General features: G+C 63.0%; 22 protein-coding genes and 1 pseudogene. 8 read left to right on the forward strand and 15 right to left on the reverse strand.

The genetic code is table 11. The annotated features are described in order from the left end of the window. The first annotated feature begins 162 nt into the window (after window positions 1-162). Window positions 163-690, forward strand: a complete 528-nt coding sequence (locus tag BDK61_RS13465) for a GNAT family N-acetyltransferase (protein WP_007187704.1) — start codon at window positions 163-165, stop codon at window positions 688-690. Between the two features lie 21 nt (window positions 691-711). Here the strand turns inward: BDK61_RS13465 and BDK61_RS13470 are convergent, their stop codons facing one another. Genes BDK61_RS13470 through BDK61_RS13480 form a run of 3 tightly spaced genes read right to left on the reverse strand, consistent with a single transcriptional unit; the run spans window position 712 to window position 3,629 of the window. Then, complete coding sequence (locus BDK61_RS13470) at window positions 712-2,430, reverse strand: ABC1 kinase family protein (protein WP_121303481.1); 1,719 nt, start codon at window positions 2,428-2,430, stop codon at window positions 712-714. 18 nt (window positions 2,431-2,448) lie between these two features. Further along, the gene (locus BDK61_RS13475; RefSeq protein WP_004957670.1) at window positions 2,449-2,805 is read right to left on the reverse strand and encodes an Hsp20/alpha crystallin family protein; all 357 of its coding nucleotides are present in this window, start codon (window positions 2,803-2,805) and stop codon (window positions 2,449-2,451) included. 47 nt (window positions 2,806-2,852) lie between these two features. Next, window positions 2,853-3,629, reverse strand: coding sequence for a GIDE domain-containing protein (locus tag BDK61_RS13480; protein WP_121303482.1), 777 nt, complete (start codon window positions 3,627-3,629; stop codon window positions 2,853-2,855). 200 nt (window positions 3,630-3,829) lie between these two features. On the opposite strand from BDK61_RS13480, the gene BDK61_RS13485 reads away from it, so the two are divergent. After that, window positions 3,830-4,759 carry a molybdopterin-binding protein gene (locus BDK61_RS13485; protein ID WP_004957676.1) on the forward strand — a complete coding sequence of 310 codons (930 nt, stop codon included), beginning with the start codon at window positions 3,830-3,832 and terminating at the stop codon, window positions 4,757-4,759. Here BDK61_RS13485 and BDK61_RS13490 read toward each other — a convergent pair. The 6 genes and pseudogenes from BDK61_RS13490 to ahbB form a co-directional block, all read right to left on the reverse strand. Continuing rightward, window positions 4,747-5,394, reverse strand: coding sequence for an HAD family hydrolase (locus BDK61_RS13490; protein ID WP_004957679.1), 648 nt, complete (start codon window positions 5,392-5,394; stop codon window positions 4,747-4,749). The two genes, BDK61_RS13485 and BDK61_RS13490, sit on opposite strands and share 13 nt — an antisense overlap. Window positions 5,395-5,501: 107 nt before the next feature. Further along, window positions 5,502-5,921: pseudogene (lwrS, locus tag BDK61_RS13495) on the reverse strand (LWR-salt protein). A 10-nt stretch (window positions 5,922-5,931) separates the two neighbouring features. Then, window positions 5,932-6,210 carry a 4a-hydroxytetrahydrobiopterin dehydratase gene (locus BDK61_RS13500; RefSeq protein ID WP_121303483.1) on the reverse strand — a complete coding sequence of 93 codons (279 nt, stop codon included), beginning with the start codon at window positions 6,208-6,210 and terminating at the stop codon, window positions 5,932-5,934. A gap of 41 nt (window positions 6,211-6,251) precedes the next feature. Beyond that, complete coding sequence (gene hemA, locus BDK61_RS13505) at window positions 6,252-7,598, reverse strand: glutamyl-tRNA reductase (protein ID WP_004957688.1); 1,347 nt, start codon at window positions 7,596-7,598, stop codon at window positions 6,252-6,254. Continuing rightward, complete coding sequence (locus BDK61_RS13510) at window positions 7,595-8,242, reverse strand: precorrin-2 dehydrogenase/sirohydrochlorin ferrochelatase family protein (RefSeq protein ID WP_011223800.1); 648 nt, start codon at window positions 8,240-8,242, stop codon at window positions 7,595-7,597. The genes hemA and BDK61_RS13510 overlap by 4 nt, the downstream gene beginning before the upstream one ends. Before the next feature lie 46 nt (window positions 8,243-8,288). Then, window positions 8,289-9,344 carry a siroheme decarboxylase subunit beta gene (ahbB, locus tag BDK61_RS13515; RefSeq protein ID WP_011223801.1) on the reverse strand — a complete coding sequence of 352 codons (1,056 nt, stop codon included), beginning with the start codon at window positions 9,342-9,344 and terminating at the stop codon, window positions 8,289-8,291. A 111-nt stretch (window positions 9,345-9,455) separates the two neighbouring features. Here ahbB and BDK61_RS13520 point away from each other — a divergent pair, with 111 nt between their 5' ends. Next, window positions 9,456-9,746, forward strand: coding sequence for a DUF7577 domain-containing protein (locus BDK61_RS13520; protein WP_121303484.1), 291 nt, complete (start codon window positions 9,456-9,458; stop codon window positions 9,744-9,746). A gap of 5 nt (window positions 9,747-9,751) precedes the next feature. On the opposite strand, the gene BDK61_RS13525 is transcribed toward BDK61_RS13520, so the two are convergent. The 3 genes from BDK61_RS13525 to BDK61_RS13535 form a co-directional block, all read right to left on the reverse strand. Next, entirely contained in the window at window positions 9,752-10,162 is a 411-nt protein-coding gene (locus BDK61_RS13525) for a DUF5778 family protein (RefSeq protein WP_121303485.1), read from the reverse strand. A gap of 173 nt (window positions 10,163-10,335) precedes the next feature. Then, the gene (locus tag BDK61_RS13530) at window positions 10,336-10,530 is read right to left on the reverse strand and encodes a cold-shock protein (protein WP_004957702.1); all 195 of its coding nucleotides are present in this window, start codon (window positions 10,528-10,530) and stop codon (window positions 10,336-10,338) included. A 2-nt stretch (window positions 10,531-10,532) separates the two neighbouring features. Further along, entirely contained in the window at window positions 10,533-10,727 is a 195-nt protein-coding gene (locus BDK61_RS13535) for a cold-shock protein (protein ID WP_004517065.1), read from the reverse strand. A gap of 115 nt (window positions 10,728-10,842) precedes the next feature. Here BDK61_RS13535 and uppS point away from each other — a divergent pair, with 115 nt between their 5' ends. Then, entirely contained in the window at window positions 10,843-11,769 is a 927-nt protein-coding gene (gene uppS, locus BDK61_RS13540; RefSeq protein ID WP_121303486.1) for a polyprenyl diphosphate synthase, read from the forward strand. Between the two features lie 4 nt (window positions 11,770-11,773). Here uppS and BDK61_RS13545 read toward each other — a convergent pair whose 3' ends face one another. Continuing rightward, the gene (locus BDK61_RS13545; RefSeq protein ID WP_004957708.1) at window positions 11,774-12,382 is read right to left on the reverse strand and encodes an undecaprenyl diphosphate synthase family protein; all 609 of its coding nucleotides are present in this window, start codon (window positions 12,380-12,382) and stop codon (window positions 11,774-11,776) included. Window positions 12,383-12,472: 90 nt separating this feature from the next. Here BDK61_RS13545 and BDK61_RS13550 point away from each other — a divergent pair, with 90 nt between their 5' ends. Together BDK61_RS13550 and BDK61_RS13555 are read left to right on the forward strand one after the other, a co-directional pair. Continuing rightward, entirely contained in the window at window positions 12,473-13,831 is a 1,359-nt protein-coding gene (locus tag BDK61_RS13550; RefSeq protein WP_007188872.1) for a DUF92 domain-containing protein, read from the forward strand. Next, window positions 13,828-14,244, forward strand: coding sequence for a GNAT family N-acetyltransferase (locus BDK61_RS13555; protein WP_121303487.1), 417 nt, complete (start codon window positions 13,828-13,830; stop codon window positions 14,242-14,244). Before BDK61_RS13550 ends, BDK61_RS13555 begins: the two co-directional genes overlap by 4 nt. Here BDK61_RS13555 and dnaG read toward each other — a convergent pair. Together dnaG and BDK61_RS13565 are read right to left on the reverse strand one after the other, a co-directional pair. After that, complete coding sequence (gene dnaG / locus BDK61_RS13560; protein WP_011223806.1) at window positions 14,241-15,578, reverse strand: DNA primase DnaG; 1,338 nt, start codon at window positions 15,576-15,578, stop codon at window positions 14,241-14,243. The two genes, BDK61_RS13555 and dnaG, sit on opposite strands and share 4 nt — an antisense overlap. A gap of 178 nt (window positions 15,579-15,756) precedes the next feature. Continuing rightward, on the reverse strand, window positions 15,757-16,467 hold the full coding sequence (locus BDK61_RS13565) for a sugar phosphate isomerase/epimerase family protein (protein ID WP_121303488.1): 711 nt from the start codon (window positions 16,465-16,467) through the stop codon (window positions 15,757-15,759). A 51-nt stretch (window positions 16,468-16,518) separates the two neighbouring features. On the opposite strand from BDK61_RS13565, the gene BDK61_RS13570 reads away from it, so the two are divergent. Beyond that, window positions 16,519-16,863: a tRNA-binding protein gene (locus BDK61_RS13570; RefSeq protein ID WP_004957722.1), complete on the forward strand. Its 345-nt coding sequence runs from the start codon at window positions 16,519-16,521 to the stop codon at window positions 16,861-16,863. 75 nt (window positions 16,864-16,938) lie between these two features. Next, window positions 16,939-17,148 (forward strand): DUF3311 domain-containing protein, encoded by a 210-nt coding sequence (locus BDK61_RS13575; RefSeq protein WP_004957724.1) that lies wholly within the window; start codon window positions 16,939-16,941, stop codon window positions 17,146-17,148. Window position 17,149 lies beyond the last annotated feature (1 nt).

A 17,149-nucleotide genomic window follows, 5' to 3' on the forward strand; every position in this document is an offset into this window, starting at 1 on the left:
GGGGTTGCACCCAATGCGTGCCACCGTATTTTCTCATACCCCCTATACCAGACACTGAATACTGAACGTTCCGGATAAATTCAGAGCAGTATAATAGAACCATACGCTAATAAGGTAGAATTAAACCCCTTCTGCGATAATGTGCGCTTCAGAACATATTCGATGACCGACCGGATTCAGTTTCGAGCCTACGACAGCCGGGATGCCGACGCCGTCTGGCGCCTCCACGAGTGGGCGATGCGAGCGACCGGCAACGACCCCAGCGACATCCCCGGAACGTCGGACCTGAAAAACATCGAGACCCGGTATTTCGACACCGGCGGCGCGTTTCTCGTCGGCGTCGTGCCCGCCGTCGACGACGAACTCCCGGAGACGTTCGACGGTGGCCTGGCCGCGATGGGCGGGTTCCTCCCGAATGAAGTCGGGCACGCGGACGAGCGAACCGTCCCCGGCGCGGCCGAACTCCACCGGATGCGGGTGGCTCCGTCCCGGCAACGACGTGGCTACGGTCGGAGCCTCCTCCACAAACTCGAACAGCAAGTGGTCGAGCAGGGATACGAGGTCCTGCTTGCGACGACATCACAGAGCCAGCCCGCCGCGGTCGCGTTCTACCGCGACGAAGGATACCAGGAGGTAGACCAGTCAACACAGGGCGAGTACGAACTCGTCCACTTCGAGAAACGGCTCTGACCCAACAATCGGACGCGGCGTTCAGTCACCGCTGTAGGCGTCGTCGGTGTCCTCGCCGAAGGAGGTGTTGAGCCCGCCCGGGCTCTCCCTGTCTTGCTCACGCATACTCTGTCGCGTGAACTGCGGCTTGGCGCGGACGGCCTTTTTCGAGCGGAACGACCACCACAGCGCCAGTGACAGGCCGACAGTTCCAGCGATACCGACACCAGTGGCCGGCAGCGACGCCTGCGTGTACAGGAACGCTGTCGAAAACAGCGTGCTCGCGAGCAACATCCCGAGGATGAGCCGCTTGGTCATCGTCGCGAGCAAGCCATCGGAGTCCTCAATGTCGGCCTGTACGCGGAAGTCCTCCCGCTCGACTCTGTCGAGGGCGGACTCCAGTTTCGGCGGGATACGGACGGCCGACCGAGCGGCGTCGGACACTTCGGTCGCTCGGTCCTCGACGAAGTTCCGAACGCCCTCGGCGAGATACCCCTCCTCGCGGAGATAGTCTGTCGCGACGCCGATGAAGTCGAAGTCCTCGTCGAGGGTGACACAGACGCCTTCGACGACCGTGGCGACACGCAACACGAGCGCCAGATTCGCCGGCAGGCGAAGCGGGAACTCGTAGATGGTGTCTTCGACTTGCTGGATGATCTGCTGGACGCGGTACTGCTCGATGTCCTCGCCACGGGCGTCGGCGATGGCCAGTTCCATCACGTCGCCCATCACCTGCCGGTCGGCCTCCGGCGAGAGCGTCCCCATCTCGATGAGGGCATCGAGGATGGCGCCGATGTCCTGATCGGCGACGGCGGCGTAGAAGTCGATGATCTTGTCCTGCACGAACGGGTCGACTCGACCGGACATCCCGAAGTCGTAGAAGACGAGCGTCCCGTCGTCTTGCACGGCGAGGTTCCCGGGATGTGGGTCGGCGTGGAACACGCCATCGTCGATAATCATCTGCAGGTACGCCCGCTGGAGCGTCTCGGCCAGCTCCGTCCGGTTGATACCGCCCGCGTCGAGGCTGTCGATGTCGTTGATCTTCGTGCCGGGGACGTACTCCATCGTCAGGACGCGCCGGGTGGAGTGAGACTCCTTGACTTCGGGGATGCAGATGCGGTCGTTGTCCCTGAAGTTCTCCCGAATTTCGGTGAGCATCCGCCCCTCTCGCTGGTAGTCCATCTCCTCGCGGATGGTCTTCGAGAACTCGTCGGCGAGTGTCTCCAGCGAGAACGACCGAGAGTCGTCGATGAAATACATCAACAGCGGGAGCGACCAGCGGACGACCCGCAGGTCGGCCTCGACGAGCGTCTCGATACCGGGCCGGCGGATCTTGACGGCGACCTTTTCACCGTCGACCTCCGCCAGATACACCTGACCGAGCGACGCGCCGCTTATCGCCTCTCTCTCGAATTCATCGAAGCGGTCATCGACAGACCCCAGTTCGTCCTCGATGACAACCCGTGCCTCGTCCCAGTCCGCCGGTGGCACGCGGTCCTGGAGCTTGGAGAACTCCTCGATGTACTCCGGCGGCAGGACGTCCGGTCGCGTCGAGAGGATCTGTCCGAGTTTGATGAACGTCGGGCCGAGCGTTAGCAACGAGTCGAGCAGCTGCTGTGCACGTTTGCGACGCTGTTCAGGCGTGACGCGGCGCGATGAGCCGATCACGAAGAACCGCTTTCGGTCTCGTGCGTACGCGACCAACAGGGGCAGGAAGTGGCGTGCAACGACGAGGAACCGCCAGTACGCGCGAAGATTCACCGGCTTGCCACCTCTGAATCAGTCCCCGTCGATCGGGATTGTGGTGCTCGGTGCGGCTGTCGCCTTCGGCAGTCGGAGTTCGAGGACGCCGTTTTCCACGGTCCCCTCCCCGCCCTGCCCGGTCGTGTCCGGCGGGAGCGGAAGCTCAGCGTCAAGGAACACGGAACGGTCCTCGCGGACGAACGTAAACTCCCCGGGCACGTCCTTGGTCCGTTGCCCGTCGATACGAAGGCGGCCCCCTTCAACGGTCACGTCGATTGTCTCCGCGGTCACGCCCGGCAGGTCGAGCACGAGCAGATATTCGTCCTCGGATTCGAGCACGTCCGCGAACACGGCGTCGGGAAGGTCCCGAAGCGCTTCACGCAGGGCAGACATACGCCCGTCTAGGTGGTACGCTGTGGTAAACCCGACGGTCTCCGCTACTACAGGAGTGTGGAGAAAAGGGCGACGCTGCCGACGATAACAGCGACGAAACCGAACACAGTTTCAGCGATAGCGCCCCGAACAATCCGTCGTGCGGTGCCACGCTCGCTGGTGTCGGAAATGACGAACACCGGCGTCGCGTTGCCGTCCCCGACAATAGCATCGACCAGATTGCTGCCCCACGCTGTTGCGGGGCCGCGCATCGCCTGGCCGTAGACGTACACATCCTCGCCAACGTCCAGCCGACGCTCGGTAAAGCGCTGTTTGTTCCCCATGCTGATTTCTGTCACGAGCAGGTTCACGGACCCATCCTGTGCCTCGACGCCCTCCGTTCGCTCGACGTACGCAGCCAAGCGCTCAGGGAGTTCAGTTCCGGGAGAGACTGTCACCGACTGGGATTCGAACCGTACGTCCGCTCCGTCTGGGTTTACGCGAACGCGCGCGTTGCCGTCGTCCACGATGAAGTCGACGCCGTCCTGCCCCTCGTCTAGCGTCTCCCAGTTTGAGTGTTTGCCTGACGAGCGGTACTCCTCGACTTCGTAGGAGTATACCAGACACTCGCTACCGGTAAAGGGGGCCGTGACGGTCCCGGCACCCTCGTTGGCGACAGCTGTGCCAGTGATTTCGACAGGACCAGTGTGCCCGTCGAGTGAGCGCACCGGAACCGGATCGTTCCGGAGGATGTGGAACACCGTTTTGAGTTCCCGGCCGCCGCGGAGGAGGACGAAACCGCCGATAGTCAGGAACACGATGCCGACCAGTTGCGGGAGGACCATACGTCGATGCCGGACCCGACCGAGAAAAAATATTCCCAGTTACGCCGTTCCACAGCCGGGACGCGGCGGGTGGATCAGAGCAGCGTCCCCGCACGCGGCAGATGGCTGAAAGCAACGTCACCGGATGGCTGAAGACAGCGATACGCGGAGACACTGCCGCCACGCAGGGTACTTTTGCTACAGCGGCCGCTAGTACGGGTATGGCTGGCCCCTCGCCGTCGGACGCTGAGTCGCTCCCGCTGGAAACCGCACGCCGACGAATCGGCAGCGTCGCTGCGCCCATCGACCGAACAGACAGGATTCCGCTCTCCGTCGCCGTCGGACGTGTTCTGGCGACACCTGCGACGGCGAATGACCCTATCGAGGGAGCCGAAATCAGCGTCGGGGACGCCGTTTTCGAGCAAGGCCATCAGATACGACCCGGCGACGTGGGACTGCTGAGAGCCGCTGGAGTTTCCGAACTCCTCGTCCGCCAGCGACCGCAGGTGGGTATTCTACCGACTGGCGATGAACTGGCCCAGCGGGACGCGGGCGAGAGCCAGCAGGTCGAGACGGCGGGGTTCACGCTGGCACAGTACGTCGACCGCTGGGGCGGCAAGGTAACGTACCGGGACCCAGTCGCCGACGACGCGCCGGCACTCCGGATGGCGGTCCAGCGTGACCTCACCCGGGAACTGATCGTCATTACCGGGACGGAACCGGGTGACGCGCTCCGGGACGTGGTGGCGGACCTCGGCGAGATACTCACAGACACCGTGGCTATCGACCCCGGCCGACAGACCGGGCTCGCAATCGTCCAGAACCGGCCGGTAGTGCTCCTGCCGGAGTCGACAGGCGCGGCCCGCGTCGGCGCTGTCCAGCTCGTTCGTCCACTCCTGAAGACGTTCGCCCACGCCCCACTGCCCGCCCATCCAGAGACACGAGCGACGCTGACAGCGCACGTCGACAGTCAAAACGGTGTCAGGACGTTTACTCCGGTCGCTGTGAGCGACGGCACAGCGACGCCGTTGCCCGGCGTTGACCTCGCGACGGCGACCCGGGCCGATGGCTGGGTGTCCGTGCCCGCCGCCGAGGCTGGTATCGATACCGGAACGACCGTCACTGTTGAAAACTGGGACTATCTTCCCTGAGACGACGACAGGTCCAGCAGCGAGGCGACCCGTCTATCGCCGCGCACGCACCGGCCCGTCTCCGTGGGGGACCGACGACCAACGTGAACGCCGTCGAGGCCCGCGTTCCACGCCGCACCGATGTCTGACGGATTGTCTCCAGCCAGCACACCGTGGTGGCCGTTGTACCAGACATCCATCTCCCGCATCGCCAGTTCCACCGGCTTCGGGTCGGGCTTCCAGCCGATGTCATCGTCACAGCAGACGACCGTTTCGAACCAGTCGGTGATGTCCAGATGGTCAAGCACTGGTTCGGTGAGGTACTGCTGGCAGTGCGTGACCAGTCCGACCGGTGTATCGAGGGTCGCGAGGAACTGCTCGGCATCGTCGTAGAGATACGTCGCCTCGGCCCGCGCAATAGGGTCTTCCTCCTCGTGGAACAGCCGCCAGAACTCCTGCTGGTCGACGTTGCGCTCCGCAAGCGTCCGTGACCGTGTCCCACCGAAGCCGTACCAGAGTGCATCCCGCTCCCGGTCCGTGAACTCGACGCCGAGGCGGTCGCCGACGGCACCCATCACTTTCCGGGGGTACGCTGGCTCGATATCGACGAGCGTCCCGTCGAGATCAAACAGCCAGAAGTCGTAGTCGGTGGTCATGGGGATAGATTATTTAGCGATTCTCTGATAAAGTCTTTCGGGCCCTACGACCGGTTTTGCTGTGTATAACCTCTCTGTAGCCACTGACTACACAGTCGCGTCTCGTTTCACCCCACCCGAATCGAGCTACCGAGGTACTTGGTGACGACTTCGCTGACCGACCCGGCATTGAACAGGGATAGGTCGTCCGCGATTTCGCTCTTCAGCGCGTCGAAATACGCCTCGTCGGTCCTGAGTTCACTGAACGACCCCGAAACAACTGGACAGCCGAGTTCGTCTTCGACGAGCCGACGGAAATGCGGTTCGTCAGCGAGTTTGCCCCGCCAGAGCGTGTCCCGGAAGAACAGCTAACCGCGTTCCCCCGGGTCGTCAGCTGCCCGATACAGCGTCGTCTCGAACCGGTCGGGGTCGGTCCATAGCCCATCAGCGGCCGGTTCAAGCTCGATTTCCACACGGAACACGTACCGGGCGGTCGCGCCGTCTGGATCAGTCGGCTGGAGCGACGTGAGTCCGCCTGTCGTATCCACTGTCACACCGTCAGTCGTGGATGCCGTTCAGCCGCTCGGCAAGGTCAATGTCGTTTTCCGTGATGCCGCCGGCGTCGTGGGTCGTGAGTCGGACTTCGACCTCACCCCAGCGGATGGTCATCTCCGGGTGATGCCACGCGTCCTCGGCGAGGCCGGCCGCGGCGCTCAGAAACCCCGACGCGTCCAGATAGCCGTCGAACTCAAAGACACGAACGATTTCGTCGCCTTCGCGGGTCCATTCCTCGGGTAGCCGGTCGCTAATCTCTGCATCAGAGAGCAGGTCTGCCATATCGGATACGTCGGACGGCGTAGGCAAAAAGGTGGGCGTGGTCAGTCGTCGGAGAGTCGGTCAAGCATCGCGTTCGGGATCTCGTCGCGCATACCGTCAGGGATGTCCTCGACCGACATGCCCTTGGTGAACTCGGGCGGGGTAGCCTGGTCGGGGCCGCCGAAGTCCGGGTCGAACAGCTGGAGCGCCGTATGAATCGTCGACCAGTCATCCTCCTCCGCGGCGTCGCGCAGGCTCTTGGTCGGTGCGGCGAGGATCTGCGAGACGATAGCGTCGGCCATTGCTTCAACGACTTCAGCCTGTTCATCATCGAAGTCAGCCGCCGAAAGCGCACTGTTTATTTCTGCTGCCTTGACCTGTTCGGCGCTTTCGTACATCGTCGAGATGACCCTGTCGGCGCGTTTGCGCTTGTACTGCGTGAGCAGGCGGTCGAACTCCTCGTCGACGATACGCTCGACCGCTTCGGCGGCTCGCTGCCGCTTGTTCCGTGTTTCGGCAGTCACCGACTCCAGCGCGTCAAGGTCATACACTGTCACCGACGGGAGGCGGTCCGCACCCGCCGGGACATCACGCGGCTGGGCAATATCGACAATGGATACGTCGCCGGAATCGCTGAAGGTCCCGATATCGAACACCTGATCGCCGCTTCCCGTTGCCGAAATGACGGCACTGGCCTCGGAGACAGCCGCTTCGATACCGTCGAGCGCGAGCGCGCTGGCGTCGATATCGACCGATTCAGCGATGTGTTCCGCGTGTGGGACCGTCCGGTTAGCCACGAGCAGTCGGTCTACCTCCTCGCTAAGCGCCTCCGCAGCGAGTTGGCCCATCTCGCCAGCCCCAACAACGAGCGCTGTCCCGTCAGTCAGCGAACTCTCCTGTTTGAGCAAGCGAACCGCGGCGGAGGCAATCGAGACGACTCCTTCGTTGATTTTCGTCTCCGTGCGGGCGCGCTCGCCGACGTGGATCGCTTTCGTGACGCCGTCTTCAAGCATTGGCCCGATGCCGCCAACGCCGCGGGCGGTCTCGTAGGCGGTCCGAAGCTGGCCGAGGATCTGGTCTTCGCCCAGCACAATCGATTCGAGGCCGGCGGCCACCCGGAGCAAGTGACGGAGGCTCTCCTCGTGACCCATCTCGACGACGACATCGTCGGGCACGGCTCGGGTAAACAGTTCGAGGGCCTCGAGCCCGTCCTCGTGATCAGAGACGACAACGTACCCCTCTGTACGGTTACACGTCTGCAGTGCAATCGCTTCTTCGACCGCGGGGTTCGCGAGCAAGGATTCGACGGCGTGGCGCTCGCTGTCCGCCGCAGCGGTTTCTAATTGGTCGACGCTTGCGCGCTCATGGGAGATACAGACCCCAACAATTGCACCAGTGTCCCCTCTCACGTTTGATCACCAGGTAACTCTCCGATCACGTCTCTAGCTACTTGCTCTCCCTTGGACCTGCCACTATCTAAAGCCTTCCAAACTTCCCGTGACCTGACAACGAACCTAACGGCGTCACGCCGTTTGGCCGGCGGGACCCCCCGGTCGCGCAGGTCCTCACGGAGGTCGCCAACAAGGTCCGCCATCAGGCCAGCGTTTCCGAACTCGTCTTCGAACCGCTCGCGAAGGTGCTTCGACAGCGCTGGCGCGCGTCCGCCGGTCGCAATCGCCAGCGTCACGGGGTCGTCTCGTACCGTGGCAGGCACGACAATGTTGCCGAACGACTGGTCGCCATGGTCGTCGGTGCGGTTGACAAGCGCGCCGTGTTCCGCGGCAGCTGTGCTAAAAGCGCCGTTCAGGTCCGAGTCGTCTGTCGCGGCAACGACCAGCGCCGGGTCGGTCCGCTCGACCCAGTCTGTGGCGTCCTCTGGGGTCGGTGCGGCTCGGACTTTTTCGGCGTCAGCGAACGTCCGGTCGCCGAACTCAGGGCTGAGGACGACGACGCTCGCCTCCGTAGCGAATGTGCGAGCCTTGCGCGCGCCGACTGAACCGCCGCCGACGACGAGCACCGTCTCGCCCTCGAAGTCGTGCATGAGTGGAATCATCGGTTGGAACACCCTGATTCAGCACTACGGTCCTGCATACGCACGGTCACGCCGTTTCTGTGTTCTGTCGCGCTCGTTCGTCCAGCCTGATACCCGTCTTTTTCAGAATGCGCGTCGAGAACAGCGTGTCCCAGTCGTCCTCGGACACGTCCCAGTGTTCAGCCATCCGGTCGCGGACCTGCTGGATGCGCTCCTGACTCTCCGCCTCGCTTCGCCCGTGAGTCATCGCGAAGAAGTTGTACGGCCAGACGCCGTCGTGGCGAGGCCGCTCGTAGCAGTGTGTCACGAAGTCGAACTCGGCGATAGCCGGGCCAACCTCGTCGATGACCTCGTCGGGCACGTCCCAGACAGTCATCCCGTTCTCGCTGTAGCCAAGCGCGTAGTGGTTCGGGATAACGCCGACCCGGCGGACCTTTCCTTCCATGTTGAACCGCTGTATTGTCTCCAGTACCCAATCAACGTCGGCGTCAATTTCAGCAGCCACGTCAGCGTACGGCGTGGCAGTGACCGGGAGCCCGTCCTGAATTTCCAGCACGAGGTCCAGTTCGTCGGCGGTCAGAGACTGGCTGTCGGTCGGGGTCACGTCCGGCCCCAGAGCCGAACAGTCGATGTCCTGGGTCTGTGGCCCCTCGACGGGGAACTTCGCGCCGACGTGGAACTCCTGCTGTTTCGGGAGGTTGTACGTCTCCTCACCGGTTTCGGCCTCGATTTCGGCTAGTACCTCCTTGACTCGACTTTCCTCGGCCACCGAGACCACGAACCACATATTTAGATGGGGATGTTCGCGCTCGTAATTGTGCGCGACCTCCGGGTACGCGTTTATTATCTCGGCGTGCTCGTCGTAGCTGTCCTCGGGGGCGTGAGTTGCGACAAGCGTGGCGGTGCCACCGATCGCTTCAGCATTGATGAGTGCCCCGAACCGCGTGAGCACGCCCGCGTCGTCGAGGTCCTGTACGCGCGCTAGCAGCTCGTCCGCGTCGATGTCGACGCCGTGGTCGGCGAGGGCCGCCGCGGCCGGTTCGAACGGCCGTTCGACGACCGGGAAGCCGCCCTGGAAGGCGTTCAACACCGCCCGGTCTACCGTCCCGAGGTCTTCGCTCATACCGAAAGCTGGGAGTTCTGCGAATAAAAATAGCCCGGGACAGGCGAGCGAACGCGGCCCGCATATCCGGGTTGCCGGAGCGTTTTACCCCTTTGCGCCCCTAGTTCACGTGTGGCAATCTCGACAGCCGAACTGACAGTCCGGCTGCTGGTCTACCTGTTCGTCCTGATAGGGGTGCCGCTGTGGTTTGTCCTCATGTTCCGGCTCATGGATTACGCCGCACATGATACGCTGGTCGAGCAGTTCAGCGGCCAACGCAACGGTCGCGACACCGGCCAGCTCAACGCCTACTTCGAACAGGCTGCAGTCGACGCAAGGAGCTGTCGTATCTGTGGCGCAGCGAACGGCCCCGACTACACGTACTGTCACAATTGCCAAGAGCGGCTGTCGACCGGCGATTGACGGGCTTACTCACCTTCGACGCCGGTGACTGCGTAGCCAGCGTTCTCGACCGCTTCGAGAATCCCGTCGTGGTCGGCGCTCGCCTCGTAGTAGAACACTAGATCGAAGGAACCGTTGCGAAGGAGCTGCTGACACTCCCAGACGAACTCCTCGTCGTCCAGCGTGAGGCCCTGATGCTGGTTCGACGCGAACTCGGGGTCGTCGCTGCCGGAGTAGACGAACGTATCCGTCGGGTCCAGACCGGCGCCCTCGGCAATGAACTCACCGACCTCGATGGTGGCCTGCATCATCTCTATCTCGTCGCTACCGTCGTACTCCGTGTGGACGACAGCGCCGTTGAGCTGAATCTCGCCCGGCTCAAGTAGTTGTTTGGTCCGGCGGTAAAGGTCATCGTCGAGTGTGTCGGCCTCGCTCATACCATGCGGTCGGTGTTGCTGTCCCTAAGGCACTTCGGATTCAGAGTGCTGATAGGTCTACCCGAAGATATTCGGTTCGAGAGGCGGTGCAGCGACAGTGGTGGGAACCCACACGCTGTCGAGTCGCACCGCTCAGTCGGTCCCGAACCCGTTGAAAAGCGAGCCGCCCTCGCTTACAGTCGCTCGAGGTTCTTCGCCCGCGGGCCTTTGTCTGCCTGTTCGATGTCGAATTCGACTTCTTGCCCTTCTTCTAAGTCCGGGCCGCCGACGTCTTCCATGTGGAAGAACACGTCTTCGTCGGCATCGTCGGTTTCGATGAAACCGTAGCCACCCGTATCGTTGAAGAAGTCTACAGTGCCTGTCGCCATGGTTACAGCCGCGTGAGGTTTTTCGCGCGCGGGCCTTTGTCGGCCTGCTCAATCTCGAATTCCACTTCTTGCCCCTCCTCGAGGTCAGGACCGTCGATGTCCTCCATGTGGAAGAAGACGTCCTCGTCGGAGTCTTCGGTATCGATGAAACCGTAACCGCCTGTGTCGTTGAAGAAGTCTACCGTACCGGTCGCCATTGCAATTCGAATGTGACGCCGTGGTATATTAAAACTATGCGCATATATTTCGACAGATTAGGCGGGAAATAACTGTACCCGGTCCCTTCCACAAAGCCCTTATTGAGTGGTTGAAATGTATACAACGATGCTATCGAGGGGGAAGCGACTGGGATATGCAGCCTACGAGCGATTGCTCCAGTGGGAACTGTCTGGAACGCCGGACCACGTCGCAGTCATTATGGACGGGAACCGAAGATACGCTGAAAAGCAGGGCACAAAAAAACAGGAAGGCCACAGAGAAGGAGCCCAAACGACGGAGGCACTGTTGAACTGGTGCGACGAACTCGGCATTCGTGAGGTGACGCTGTACACGTTCTCGACGGAGAACTTCGACCGCGACCCCGAGGAACGCGAACACATCTTCGACCTCGTCGAACAGAAGCTCCGAACATTTGCCGACGCCGACCGGGTCCACGAGGCCGGCGTGTGTATCCGCGCCATCGGCGAGACGGAGATGTTACCCGACCGGGTCCGAGACGCTATCGACTACGCTGAGGGACGAACGGCGCAGTACGACCAGCTCAATCTCAACATCGCGCTGGCCTATGGCGGCCGGGCCGAGTTGCTCGGTGCGGCCCGCGACGTTGCCGCTGCTGTCGAGAACGAGACCCTTGACCCGACGGACGTCTCTGCGGAAACCATCGAAGAGCGGCTTTACGAGGGGCCGACCCGCGACGTTGATCTCATCGTTCGAACCGGCGGTGACGAACGCACCTCGAACTTCCTGCCGTGGCACGCCAACGGCAACGAGGCCGCCACGTTCTTCTGTACGCCCTACTGGCCCGAATTCCGGAAGGTCGACTTCCTGCGAGCGATCCGAACGTACCAGAACCGCGAGGATTCCTGGCGGACGACCCGTGCCGAGCGGTCGCTGGCACTGGTTCGTGCCATCGAGCAATCGGAGCTACCGACGGCCAAGCGGATGCTCGGGCGATTCCGTGACGCGCTCCCGAGTACCGAACGCGAGCAACTCGACGAAGAGTACGACCTCGCGGACTGACCTCCTAGCGGCCAAATCGCCGCTGTCGCTCCTGATAATCCCGCAACGCCCGCAAGTAATCCCGAAGCCGGAAGTTCTGCCAGTTCACGTCAGTGAAATACAGCTCCGAATACACGGACTGCCAGATCATGAAATCGGAGAGCCGCTCGGCCCCGGTCTTGATCACCAGATCCGGGTCGGTCGGAAAGACGAGATGCTCCTCGACCGCGGCCTCGTCGATGTCGCTCGGGTCGAGTGAGCCCGTATCGACGTCTTCTGCTAGTTTCTGGACGGCCGTCGCGAACTCTGACTGGCCGCCGAGTCCGATTGAAATCTGAATCGGGGCGTCGGCCGTCGTCTCGTCGTCCGGTACTCTGACCGCTATCTCCCGTGGCGCGGTGACACTTTCGAGTTCACGCTGCAGCGTCGGGATCGCTTCCTCGTCGAGGACACTCACGTAGACGACGACGGTGTCGGTGCCGTACTGGACGGCCCAGTCGAAAAAACGCTCTAAGGTCCGGTACGCGCCGTCTCCAAGCAGATCCCGCTCCGTAATCACCAGCGCGACCGTCTCGGGCAGGTCGGCGTCGCTGCGCCGAACGCGCGTTGCGAGATATCGGTCATATAGTCCCACGTCCGCCGGTATGCTGACAGCCCCAGTAAATCCCACGGTCCCTTCGACAGTTCGGAAAGGGTAAGTGCCTCTCGGGGATACCGGTGGGACGTGACTGGCACAGTCCGTCGGGCAGGTGCGTTCGCCGCCGTGGGGACCCTCGCGGTCGCCGTTCCGGCCGCAACGGGCTTTCGCTCGCTCGAACTCGCGACTGTCGCCGCTATCGCCCCCTTCGTCCTCGTCGCCGCGCTCGGCGTGACGGTCATCGGGCAGGACTCGCGGCTGTTCGACCTGTTCGCGCGCCCCGGTGACTACGAGGACGGGAAACTGTACGGGCTGGCAGCCTTCTCGCTTGCCGCCGCCGGCCTCGCGCTACTTGCCGTCCGATTCAGTCTGCCGGTGCCGATGTTCGTCGGCGTCGTTGTCATCGTCGCCTACGGAAACCTCGGCCAGCGGCTCGCATACACCGTCCGCTCCGACGAAGTGGTCGCAACCGCGGGCTTCGTCCTCGTCGGCTTCGTCGCCGGCGTCGCGGGGCAGGTGCTCGGAACGCGGATTCAGGCGGCCGTCGGTGAGGGAGCGGCCGCCGTCGACCTCCCGCTCGTGCTGTTTCTTGCCGCCAGCGGTGCGTTCGTCGCCGCACTGCTTCGCTCGGTCCTGTTTGAGCGGGACGACCCGCTGGTGATGCTCACCGTGGGACTGCTGCTGTGGCTGTTTTTCGAACTCGACCCGTCGGTGACGGCACGGCGCGTCGTCATCGCACTCGCCGTGACAGTACTGCTCGGCTATCTCTCGTACGCGCTTGACACCGCATCCCTGCCGGGGATGCTCACTGGCGTTCTCCTCTCTTTTTTGACCATCGTGCTCGGCGGCTTCGGCTGGTTCGCCATGCTCATAACCTTTTTCGGGCTCGGTGGCCTCTCGACGAAGTATCGCTATGACGAGAAACTCGACCGCGGCATCGCCGAGGAGAACGAGGGCGCACGCGGGAGCGGGAACGTGCTCGCGAACTCCATCGTCGCGCTGTTCGCCGTCGTCGCGGCGGCGGCGAGTCCAAGCCATATCGCCGTCGACCCGCTCCTGTTCTTCTATGCCTTCGCCGGAGCCGTCGCCGCCGCGATGACAGATACGTTCTCCAGCGAGTTCGGCGGGCTCTACGACAACCCGCGGCTCATCACGACGCTCAGGCCCGTCGAACCGGGTACTGACGGCGGCGTGACCTGGCAGGGCGTTGCCGCCGGGGCCGCCGGCGCGGGCATCATCGCCGGCATCGCCGCGCTCACGCAGGACATCAGCACAGTCGGCAGCGGCGTCATCCTCCTCTGTGGGCTGGTCGGCATGACCGTCGACAGCCTGCTGGGTGCGACTGTCGAGGGCTCGGTCGTCGGCAATCAGGGCGTCAATATGCTCGCAACCCTGGCGGCCGCGCTGACCGGCGCTGGCGTCGTGCTGACCGCCGGCCTCCTATGATCCGGGAGGCTCGTTCCGAAGACGAGGTTCGACTCCGGGCTATTCAGACGAGCGCGCTCGATGAGCCGTGGCCGGAACTCCTCGGCGTCGGAATCGATGGCCCGCCGCTCGTGCTAGTTCTCGATATCGGCGAACCGCTCGGCTACGCCTTGGTCGTGCCGGATCATCCGGTCGCATACTTAGCGGAGTTCGCCATCGCGCCCGGCAAACAGGGGCAGGGCCTCGGGACGACACTGATGAACGGGCTGCTGGACAGGCTCCGGACTAGTGGGTTCGAAACAGTGAGACTCACCGCACGCGCAGACGACAACCGGGCACGCTCATTCTACGACGGGTTCGGATTCTCGGTCGCCGACGAGCTCCCCGACCACTACGACGACGGCGACGGGGTGCTGTTCGTTCGGGACCTCTAACTCTCGATACGGACCTGCACGGCCGTCGGCTGTTTGACGTACTCTCCGTGGCCGGCAGCGACGACGACATCGACGCCGCGCTGGGCGGCAACGTCGAGGAGCTTCTGCGAGCAGTCGGCATCGATGACGACAGTTTTGGGAACGTCCTCGGTGGATTCAAGCAATGAAACAACGGCATCTGCGTCACCCTCCGCAAGCAGCGTCGCATCCTCGTCGACCAGCCTGGCGGTTCCGCTGTGGGTCTGAATAACGGCTTCGATGTGGTCCGAAAGCGAGGGGATAGTCGGTCCGTCGCCGTTTTCAGTCGTCTCCTCGTCGGTCGTGGCATCCGCCACAGCGGTTGCGTTTGAGTTGTCCACGACGCTCGTCGTCCCATCGGTTGTCTCGACCTTCGCCGACCCTGTCTGTGAGCTGGGCGATGGCTGGTTGTCAGCGGCGTCATCCGATGTCGCGGCCGCCACGGCACCGCCGTCGGCAGTGGTCGACTCCCCTGCCTGAGACATCTCCTCGCGGATGCTGTCGAGGCTCTTGGCGCTTGCGACCGTTTCGTACGGAACTTTGTCCCGTAGTGCCGACATCACCTCGCTGCGTGAGAGGTCCTCGACGGACTTGTCGCTGGGAGTGACGGCGACGTAGTCCACGTCGCCGACCTGCGCGAGTTCCTTCAGGATGAGGTCCCCACCGCGGTCACCGTCGAGGAACGACGTGACCGTTCGACCGGCTGTCAGATCCGCAATAGCGTCGGGGACATCAGTTCCCTCGACTGCGACAGCGTTCTTGATGCCGTATTTGAGCAGTTGCATCACGTCCGAGCGCCCCTCGACGACGACAATCGCGTCGGAGTCAGCCACGCGTGGTCCAGCTGGGAGTCCTTCATAGTCGGTCACATCGGCGACTCGGACCTGCTGTCTGACCGTCTCGACGATGTCCGCGGTCTGGATGGACTTCTCCTCGAAGTCGTTCAGGAGTTCCGTCGCGCGCTCAACGACTTCGCGCCGCTTGGCGCTCCGTACGTCCTCGATCTCGGAAACTTCGATCTCGGCACGACACGGCCCCACCTGTTCGATGGTCTCCAGTGCCGCAGCGAGGATCGCTGTTTCGACCCTGTCGAGGCCGCTCGCGACGGTAATCTCTCCAAAAGACTGTCCGCCCTCGGAGCGTATCTCCACGTCGATGCGGCCGACCTTCTTCGAGTCCTGCAGGTCCCGCAGATCCAGTTCGTCGCCGAGTAATCCTTCCGTCTGGCCGAACACCGCGCCGACGACGTCGCTCCGTTCGACGACTCCCGCCGCCGTGATGTCGGCATGTATCAAATATTTCGCCGTATCTTGCATGATTGTCCTGTTTTCCAGCCCGTCAACCGGTGTTCCGACGGACTGCTGTCACTATACTGATGTTGGGTAGTACGGCAGAATAACCTTGCGCACGCGAGTCGAAATCAAACCTTCCCGCAGGTACGCGGCGCTCCGACACTGCCTCTGTATACCATTCTATTCCCGAAAGGTCGGCCACTCACCTCAGTAGCGGAGTCATGCCGTCGATACCGGCCTGAATGGCGTCAACCGGGTCCTCGGGGTTGTCGTGCTCGAAGACCAGCCACTCAGTCCCCGCCTCACGGGCTGCATCGACCACCCCCTGGAGCGGCACCACGCCGTCACCGAGAGCCGTCGGCTCTCCGTCCGCGGTCATGTCTTTGAGATGGACGACTGGAACGCGCCCGTCGAGTCGCCGAATCAGTGCGACAGGGTCCTGTCCCGCCGCGTGCGCCCACCCGGCGTCGAACTCGAACCCGATCGTCGTCTGGTCGACGAGCGCGTCGAAGGCGGTCCCGTCGCCGAGCGGGACGAACTCGTGGTCGTGGTTGTGGTACAGGAGCGGTCGGTCAAACTCCGCCGCAAGCATTTCGAGTAGCGTCACCGTCGACTCGACTGCGCTCTCACTTGCGAAGTGATCGTCATCGAGATACGGGAGAACGAAATACGGCGCGTCAAGTGTCCGGACCTGATTGCCAACGGTGCGGGTGTCGGACTGCAGGTCTTCCAGTTGAACGTGGACGCCGGCAACGCCGAGTCCCGCTTCGTCGAGCGCGTGCCGGGACGCGCCCGGGTCGCCGATGCCGGCGAACTCCACGCCGTCGTAGCCCGCGGCGCTGATGCGGTCGAGTACGTCCGATAGCGGTTCCCGGAGTTCGCGGAGCGTCCAGAGCTGGATCGCTGTCTCCATACCGTTGTTGCGAACGCTGTCATAAAATAACTGGACGGACTACCGGGACGCATGGGATTCACTGAAACCGAGATCGATCCCGCACGATTCCTCGAAGACGTAGAGATGCGTATCGGCGAAATCGTCGACGTCGAACCGTTCCCCGAAGCCCGCAAAGACGTGTACAAGCTCGACGTGGCGTTTGGCGACGAAACGCGCCAGTCCGCCGCAGGGCTGACAGACGTGTACGATCCGGAGGACTTGCTCGGGTCGCAGGTCGTTGCCGTCGTCAACCTCGGGACGGTCTCAATCGCCGGCTTCGAGAGCGAGTGTCTGGTGACCGGGGTCGACAGCGAGGACGGCGTCGTCCACCTGACGCCCGAACGGGACGTCGAACCCGGGACCCGCGTGTATTGAAGAATATAGTTCTTCAACGGCTGTCGGTGAAGGTTCGTTACCCATTAGTACCGCCAGCGGCTAGCCTGTCGTAATATGAGTACAGTCAGGGCCGCTGGGTGGACAGTCGTCGCGCTCGTGTTGATGGCGCTGGCAGTGCCGTGGTTCCTCTGGGACACCAGCACGGTCGCGGCCGGACTGCCCGTATGGCTGTGGTGGCACGTTGGATGGATGGCGCTTGCGAGCGTCGTCTTTGCTGTCTTTGCGCGCACCGACTGGGGCCTCGGCGTCGAGGAGGTGAACTGAC

It is taken from the genome of Haloarcula quadrata, assembly GCF_003634715.1.
Classification (GTDB): domain Archaea; phylum Halobacteriota; class Halobacteria; order Halobacteriales; family Haloarculaceae; genus Haloarcula; species Haloarcula marismortui.

Bases quoted from the DNA above. Each gene is read 5' to 3' on its own strand.
- BDK61_RS13575 (WP_004957724.1), top strand. From the start codon at position 16,939: ATGAGTACAGTCAGGGCCGCTGGGTGGACAGTCGTCGCGCTCGTGTTG.
- dnaG (WP_011223806.1), bottom strand. From the start codon at position 15,578: ATGCAAGATACGGCGAAATATTTGATACATGCCGACATCACGGCGGCG.
- BDK61_RS13480 (WP_121303482.1), bottom strand. From the start codon at position 3,629: ATGGTCCTCCCGCAACTGGTCGGCATCGTGTTCCTGACTATCGGCGGT.
- BDK61_RS13500 (WP_121303483.1), bottom strand. From the start codon at position 6,210: ATGGCAGACCTGCTCTCTGATGCAGAGATTAGCGACCGGCTACCCGAG.
- BDK61_RS13490 (WP_004957679.1), bottom strand. From the start codon at position 5,394: ATGACCACCGACTACGACTTCTGGCTGTTTGATCTCGACGGGACGCTC.
- BDK61_RS13485 (WP_004957676.1), top strand. From the start codon at position 3,830: ATGGCTGGCCCCTCGCCGTCGGACGCTGAGTCGCTCCCGCTGGAAACC.
- BDK61_RS13525 (WP_121303485.1), bottom strand. From the start codon at position 10,162: ATGAGCGAGGCCGACACACTCGACGATGACCTTTACCGCCGGACCAAA.
- BDK61_RS13555 (WP_121303487.1), top strand. From the start codon at position 13,828: ATGATCCGGGAGGCTCGTTCCGAAGACGAGGTTCGACTCCGGGCTATT.
- BDK61_RS13530 (WP_004957702.1), bottom strand. From the start codon at position 10,530: ATGGCGACAGGCACTGTAGACTTCTTCAACGATACGGGTGGCTACGGT.
- ahbB (WP_011223801.1), bottom strand. From the start codon at position 9,344: ATGAGCGAAGACCTCGGGACGGTAGACCGGGCGGTGTTGAACGCCTTC.
- BDK61_RS13570 (WP_004957722.1), top strand. From the start codon at position 16,519: ATGGGATTCACTGAAACCGAGATCGATCCCGCACGATTCCTCGAAGAC.
- uppS (WP_121303486.1), top strand. From the start codon at position 10,843: ATGTATACAACGATGCTATCGAGGGGGAAGCGACTGGGATATGCAGCC.
- BDK61_RS13465 (WP_007187704.1), top strand. From the start codon at position 163: ATGACCGACCGGATTCAGTTTCGAGCCTACGACAGCCGGGATGCCGAC.
- BDK61_RS13475 (WP_004957670.1), bottom strand. From the start codon at position 2,805: ATGTCTGCCCTGCGTGAAGCGCTTCGGGACCTTCCCGACGCCGTGTTC.
- BDK61_RS13565 (WP_121303488.1), bottom strand. From the start codon at position 16,467: ATGGAGACAGCGATCCAGCTCTGGACGCTCCGCGAACTCCGGGAACCG.
- BDK61_RS13535 (WP_004517065.1), bottom strand. From the start codon at position 10,727: ATGGCGACCGGTACGGTAGACTTCTTCAACGACACAGGCGGTTACGGT.
- BDK61_RS13510 (WP_011223800.1), bottom strand. From the start codon at position 8,242: ATGATTCCACTCATGCACGACTTCGAGGGCGAGACGGTGCTCGTCGTC.